The following is a 6,202-nucleotide window of genomic DNA, read 5'->3' as shown; positions in this document are numbered from 1 at the left end:
CGCTGGGCGGCGACCACCCCTAGGGATCTGGGGTACTGGGCGCCTGCACGGGGACAGGGATGGGTCACGACAGGAGTCTTCACTCAACTCCGGTTAAATGGAGAGCCCAGAAATCCATTATTGACACGACAACCCCGGACGAAAACAAGGCCTATTATCCGGGTTTGCACGTGGTTACCTTCCAAATGACGCTCAGAACATGTGATCTGCCTTTTGAGCGGTGTGCGGATTCGGGGTCTTGACTGCCGGCCTGGAGACCGGCACCGCGTTTGCTTTTGGCTGGGTTTTCATCTTCGATACTTTATCAGCTACATGTTCCGCGGAAGCGATCACCAACGATGGCACATTGCTTTGTGATCCAGTCACCGTGCCATCTGGCTCCGTTTTTGACGCTTGAACCAGAGATTGCAGGTTCTTCGCCAACGTCTCAAGTCCGCTACCGACCAACGCCGAAGGAAAACCACGATCGGCCGCGTTTATCAATTCCTCGTCCGACAACCACTCGTCGACATCATCAATTTCATCAGCAAAATCGCCGTTGGCCAGGCCGGCACGTAACGCGTCCTCCATCCCCGAGATTGATAAGCCGGCCTCATTCAGATCATTCTGAAAGACTTTAGCCTGCTTGACCGCCTGCAATAATGTTTGTCCAGGCCGAGTGACCAGGTCCGCAAAATAGAAAATGTCGCGGAAAGAAGCTGTAGTAGTCTTTCCCTTCATGACCAACATCATGGGCATGCCGGCCATCACGCCTTGGGTCAGTCCGTGCAACTGAGACAGGCGGGTACCAAGGGCGCTCAGGGAATTCCAGGAGGTGGTGTGGAGGACGTGCACACCCAACTCGTCCGCGGAGCCTTCAATGCGAAAATAGGCGCGGTTCATGCTTTTGCAGCGTTGTGCCTGTCCATATTGGCAAGCCTCGGGGCGAGGGCAATCAATGTTCAGAACGCCCTGATCCGTGGAACGACGAGCCTTGTCGCCGTTACCGGCGCACAAAACGCGCCCAGTCTTGTTGTCGAACGTACTGAACCGATTATTGAGGTTCAAATTTGGATCGTTGTACGCGATGGTAATAGGAATCGCCACCAATCTCTCATTGGCCTTTTTCAGCGACTCTTCGAGCGGATCCGTCTCCCACACGCGATCGGTTTTGTTCTGGATCAACGTGGTAATGCAAAAGTGATCATCGCGAACCGGTAAATCGAACGGGCAAGCCCAATTAATCGAACAATGGGGTGGCCGATTCTTGTGCCTCAACTGTCAAACGGGCCTCATCCAGCGTCCGCTTGATAGATTCGGCTAACCACAGTGCTTCAGGATGTCCGTGTTTATTTCATCTCCTGCACGTAAGGAAGCCCATGCTGTGGGGGGGGAGGTGGGATGGCAACCTGGAAATCCATTAAAGCTGACGCATTAAACTCTGCTAGCAACGCAAATGTCATTGCGAATGGCACTGAAATTGGGAACGCCGCGCATTTAGATCGTGCTCTCGTCTTTGATCGGCATTCACTTGGTCAATCGGGACATATTGCCAGTTCGTGTATTTGCTCTGAAGGCTTTTTAATTCGATGTCAATTTGGGCACATTGGTCCAGGCGAGATCGGTTTGAATCCTCTTTAAGCGTCGCTGAAGTTTTTCTCGTTTTGGCATCCTCGACAGTTTTGACTTGCTGATCAAATGGCATGTTGTCGGGCACGGTATGCAATGCCACCCCGAGAGCTTTATGTTCTGAGCAAAGGCCATTCGAGAAGAATGATGAACCATTGTATGCGCGGCACTCGTAGATCGTCGCTCCGCAACTGACGCTACTGGCAAACAGGAAGAATGAGGTAATTAGAAGTTTCATGGTCAGCTTTACTGGGTGGCAATATGTTGAATAGGGTTGGTCTTTGTAACGCTCCGGATGGCTAAGCTTAACCCGATCTTCAACGTCGGCAAAGGCAGAATAGTTCTCATGCGACCGCTCAAATTAAAAACCTGCCGCTGGACCACCGAGACTACGAACGATTCTTGTGGGTCGATAGGGTGAGTAGCGTTTTTCGGTAAGCAGTCGTCCGGACTCGTCGGCCCAGTTTTTTCGGCGGGCCAGGATGAACGGCTGCAATGCGAAGTGCAGCTGACGCTCAAGGTGCCTGTCCTCAATGGCAGGTCAGGCCGAGAAGTTGCCGGTCGAGACGATTTTGACCAATGGCCGGAGATCGGCCTGAGCTGCCATCCAAGGCATGCTGCTTGGACGACTGCACATTGGCGCATTGCCGCCGTTCTGCCTTTTCGGTTGAAAAATCGGAGTCAGCGAATCTGAGCGGCGGCTTACCGAAAAACGCTACTCACCCTATCGATCCACAAGAGAAAGATGATGTTTTCATGGGCAATGGCGACTTTTTGATAACAAACCTGCCGGCAAGGAGACTCTATCGACTGGATGCTGTTCGGCCTGACCGGCCACCCAAAGTTTGCTACGTGGACGACCGCACTCCGTCGCTTTGTGCCAGTCGGTAGTGAAGCACAAGGCGGCAACCGAAAGCACCTGATCGAAGCTGTTGTCGGAGAAGGGCAACGCGAGCGCATCGGCCTGAATGTAGGTTGAGTGAGCATCGCGGCTACGGGCGGAATGCCAGCCATTCCGCGTTGAGGTCAATGCCGGTCACCAGCATGCCCGGCAGTGCAGAGAGTCGGCGGGTGAACCAGCCCGTTCCGCATCCGACATCGAGCACCCGCCCGCCCGAAGTCAATGCCAGTTCATTCGCCAACAAGCGATATTCGGTATCCCCGATCCATTTACCGCGGGGGCTGTCATACCAGGCATCGTAGTCGGCGGGGCTCAGGGCCGGCCCGTTTTCATGTGCACAGCTAAATTTGACATCTATTTGGCATCGTTTCAGAAGGAGATCACCTTGTCGCTATCGACCACCCAGTCGGAGAGTGCCTGCATGGTCGATTTTTCAGCACCGTCAAAGTAGGGTTGGTTCTTGTAAATGCCGCAGCGCGCCATGCAGGTGCCACAAACCTTGACGACAACCCCGCGGCCGATCAACTCCTTGAGCATCGCGGTCAGATTCTGGTCATAGCCTTCTGGCGGTTGGCAGGCATCACGCGCCATATCGACGGCATCATTCATCAGGAAGATGTGGACTTCGTTACCGCCGTCGACGAGTTTCCCGGCCAAGCGCAGCCCGTTCCACGTGACATCGGTGGTGTCGTAGGGTTCGCGATTAAAAACAAGCAGGATTTTCATTGTTTTCCTCCCGGTATCTGCGCATCAGCGCGTGGCGACAAGTCCGTAATGAAACGGACAGAATTCCTCTAAATCGACGTTGGTGATGCGGCCAAATCCCGCTTCGGAAAGCCACGCTCGGCACTGTTCCGGCGTCGGGCGGATTTCCAATGAAGGGCCGCGCGGTGTCGGTATATCGCTGCGCCAGTGAATCACCGACAGGACGCCGCCGCTCTGGAGAACGCGATGTGCCTCGCGCAATAACGTTACGGGATGCTCCAGATGCAGTAGATTGAAAACAATGGCATGCGCCTGGCTCGCTGAATCAAGTCCGGTTCCGTTCGCCACAAAATCGCGAAGCTGAGGGCGGATATTGCTCAGACGGTATTCTTCAGCCAGGCTCTTGAGGCGCTCAACCATCTCGGGTTCAATGTCCAGCGCCGTCACAATACCGGTCGTTCGACCGGCGGCCGGAATGGTAAAAGTTCCATAGCCGCAGCCAAACTCGAGCAGATCGCCCTGAACACCGTTATTGCCGAGCAAGCTCTCAAGAGCGCCTTCGGTCGCGAAGAAACTGTTCCAGAATTCTTCGTCGGGCATTCCGCTTTCACGACCTTTCATTCCGTTTCCCTGAGCTTATTTAACGGTGTGCTGGTACTCATGCCAGTGCCTGCTCCAGGTCCGCGATCAGGTCGGCAGAATCTTCCAGCCCAACCGAAAGGCGCAGCATGGCGCCGGAAATTCCGCGTCGTGTGCGCTCCTCGGGCGCCAGGCCGTGATGGGTGGTGGTGCACGGCTGGGTAACCAGACTTTCCGCACCGCCCAGGCTGGGCGCCAGGGCAAAAAGGTGCAAGCGGTCGGCCACGCGGGTCGCATCGACGCCATTGCCTTTCACGTCAATGCTCAGCATGCCGCCAAAGCCGTGCATCTGCTTCTTCGCCAGTTCATAACCGGGAAAGTCAGGCAGGCCGGGGTAATAGACACGGGCGATCTTCGGGTGCCGGGCCATGGCCTCGGCCACGGCTTGCGCGCTGATGTTTTGCTGTTGAACCCGGATGACGACGGTGCGCAAACTGCGTGAAAGTAGCGAGGCGACTTCCGGAGAAATCATCGAACCGAGATTCTTGCGCCAGTTCCATACCGGCATCAACAACTCTTTTGACCCCATGAGAACACCGGCCGTGAGATCGCTGTGGCCCCCCAGATATTTGGTCGCGCTGTGCACGACGAAATCAGCACCGAGTTCCAGCGGTCGCTGATTGACGGGCGACGCGAAGGTATTGTCGACCACCACCATGGCGCCGTGCGCGTGAGCTTTTGCGCAAATGGCTTGAATATCGAGCAACTCGAGCGTGGGATTGGTCGGTGTCTCAAAGAAAACGAGCTTCGCGCCAGCAGCCAGGAGTTCGTCCAGCCGCCCAATCTCACTGCCAAGAATCAGTTGAGTCGGAATGCCGAGCAAGGGCAGTTGGGAGGCCAGCAATTCCAGGGTGCCTCCGTAAGCGTCGCCAATACAGACGATCCCTTCGCGTCCGTGGGTCAGGAAGAGCGCCGTTTCAGCGGCCATGCCGGAGCAAAAAGCCCAGGCCATTTCTGCATTTTCCAGACCGGCCAGCGTTTCTTCCAGAGCAAAAATGCTCGGGTTCAAACCATAACGCGTGTAGAGGCTGCCGGGCTTCCTGCCGTCCACCACGTCGAGTAAATCGGCCGTCGATGAGAAGGCGAAGGTCGTGGTGTTATAGATCGGGGTATGCGGACTGCCATGGGCGTCCTTGCCGGAACTGCCGTGGATGGCGCGAGTCGCCATGGATTGCGAGTGCTTGTCGGACATGCTTTGCTCCTCCTGAGCGGATCAGTGCTGGGTGGGGTGTTCTGCTTCTTGCTTGCTGCTTCAGGTTTCGATGGGCAAGCCGCTCGCGACCCACTCGTTCACGCCATCGGTGATCTTGCTGGCGGTGAAACCCCTGGCGCGGAGCAACTTGACGGCTTCATCGGACATCAGGCAAAACGGGCCGCGACAGTAGGCAACGATGGTGCGATCCGACGGCAGGTCAGCCAGTCGTTTCTCCAGTTCACCCAGCGGCATGGAGCGGGCAAATGGCAGATGTCCGGCGTTGTACTCACTGGGCGGTCGCACGTCGATGACGAACACTTCGCCCTGCCTGGCTTTCTGCAAGAGACTTTCGCGGCTTTCCGAACATAGGCTGTCGGGATCGCTGACCATCTGGGCCAGAGCCAGGCGAAACTCAATAAGATGTTCTTCGGCGACATCACGCAGGCTGACCCATAGCTGGGACACATCGGGTCCGCTCAGCCGATAGTGCACGTACTTGCCTTCACGTCTTGTTTCAACCAGGCACGCTTCACGCAGAGCCTTGAGGTGGGCGCTGGTCAGGCGCATGTCGATTCCGGCCTGGGCAGCAAGGGTTTCAACGCTCTTCTCGCCTTGCGCCAGCAACTCGACCAACTCCAGGCGCTTGGGGCTGGACAGCGCTTTGCCGATACGCGCAACGTGTTCGTAGAGGTATGATTTGGATGGCTTCTCTTTCATACGGTCAATCTAACGGTTGTTAGATCGAATGTCAAAAAATGTCGTTACATGTTTCCTTGCTTTTGCGAAAATGCTAGCCAAAAATAATTTAAAATTTGAACGACACCTCTGCGGCTATTGATGATCCAGTTTTTCTATCCTTTGGAGCAGTAGTGATGTTGGGTAGGGTCGGCTTCACAAAGCCCCTTGACCTCACCGACTGCACCTGTTGGCGCAGTTGGGGCGATTTGGTATCCCGTGCCAATCGGCAGCGTTAGCTGCATGTCGTTTGAACGGCCATACCACGTAAATCGCCAGGGGGAGGCCATCACGCGCAGTTGTCATGCGCAAATGTATTCGCTTCTCACGGATTGCAATGGAAAAGTTTAGGTCGTCACTAGCTGTTTTGAAAATCAACCTTCACAGCTAAACCGCCTAAAAGTCTCGATGGAGAGGCA

The 6,202-nt window shown here is 55.4% G+C and carries 8 protein-coding genes; all 8 read right to left on the bottom strand.

Going from position 1 to position 6,202, the window contains the following annotated elements; all coding sequences use genetic code 11:
- Positions 1 to 192: 192 nt before the first annotated feature.
- Positions 193 to 1,257: a hypothetical protein gene (locus JNM42_RS12580; protein ID WP_294270331.1), complete on the bottom strand. Its 1,065-nt coding sequence runs from the start codon at positions 1,255 to 1,257 to the stop codon at positions 193 to 195.
- A 181-nt stretch (positions 1,258 to 1,438) separates the two neighbouring features.
- Complete coding sequence (locus tag JNM42_RS12575; protein WP_294270329.1) at positions 1,439 to 1,846, bottom strand: hypothetical protein; 408 nt, start codon at positions 1,844 to 1,846, stop codon at positions 1,439 to 1,441.
- 516 nt (positions 1,847 to 2,362) lie between these two features.
- Complete coding sequence (locus tag JNM42_RS19495) at positions 2,363 to 2,638, bottom strand: methyltransferase domain-containing protein (protein WP_366504443.1); 276 nt, start codon at positions 2,636 to 2,638, stop codon at positions 2,363 to 2,365.
- The gene (locus tag JNM42_RS12570; protein ID WP_294270327.1) at positions 2,601 to 2,750 is read right to left on the bottom strand and encodes a class I SAM-dependent methyltransferase; all 150 of its coding nucleotides are present in this window, start codon (positions 2,748 to 2,750) and stop codon (positions 2,601 to 2,603) included. The genes JNM42_RS19495 and JNM42_RS12570 overlap by 38 nt, the downstream gene beginning before the upstream one ends.
- 128 nt (positions 2,751 to 2,878) lie before the next feature.
- Positions 2,879 to 3,235, bottom strand: coding sequence for a DsrE family protein (locus JNM42_RS12565; protein WP_294270322.1), 357 nt, complete (start codon positions 3,233 to 3,235; stop codon positions 2,879 to 2,881).
- Positions 3,236 to 3,259: 24 nt separating this feature from the next.
- Positions 3,260 to 3,835: a class I SAM-dependent methyltransferase gene (locus JNM42_RS12560; RefSeq protein ID WP_294270319.1), complete on the bottom strand. Its 576-nt coding sequence runs from the start codon at positions 3,833 to 3,835 to the stop codon at positions 3,260 to 3,262.
- 37 nt (positions 3,836 to 3,872) lie between these two features.
- Complete coding sequence (locus JNM42_RS12555) at positions 3,873 to 5,045, bottom strand: aminotransferase class I/II-fold pyridoxal phosphate-dependent enzyme (RefSeq protein ID WP_294270317.1); 1,173 nt, start codon at positions 5,043 to 5,045, stop codon at positions 3,873 to 3,875.
- Positions 5,046 to 5,105: 60 nt separating this feature from the next.
- A complete protein-coding gene (locus JNM42_RS12550; protein ID WP_294270315.1) occupies positions 5,106 to 5,765 on the bottom strand; it encodes a metalloregulator ArsR/SmtB family transcription factor in 660 nt (219 codons plus the stop codon).
- Between the last annotated feature and the right edge of the window lie 437 nt (positions 5,766 to 6,202).

This window comes from Propionivibrio sp., assembly GCF_016790145.1.
Taxonomy (GTDB): Bacteria; Pseudomonadota; Gammaproteobacteria; order Burkholderiales; family Rhodocyclaceae; genus Propionivibrio.
This window is presented reverse-complemented; position numbering and strand designations above follow the sequence as displayed.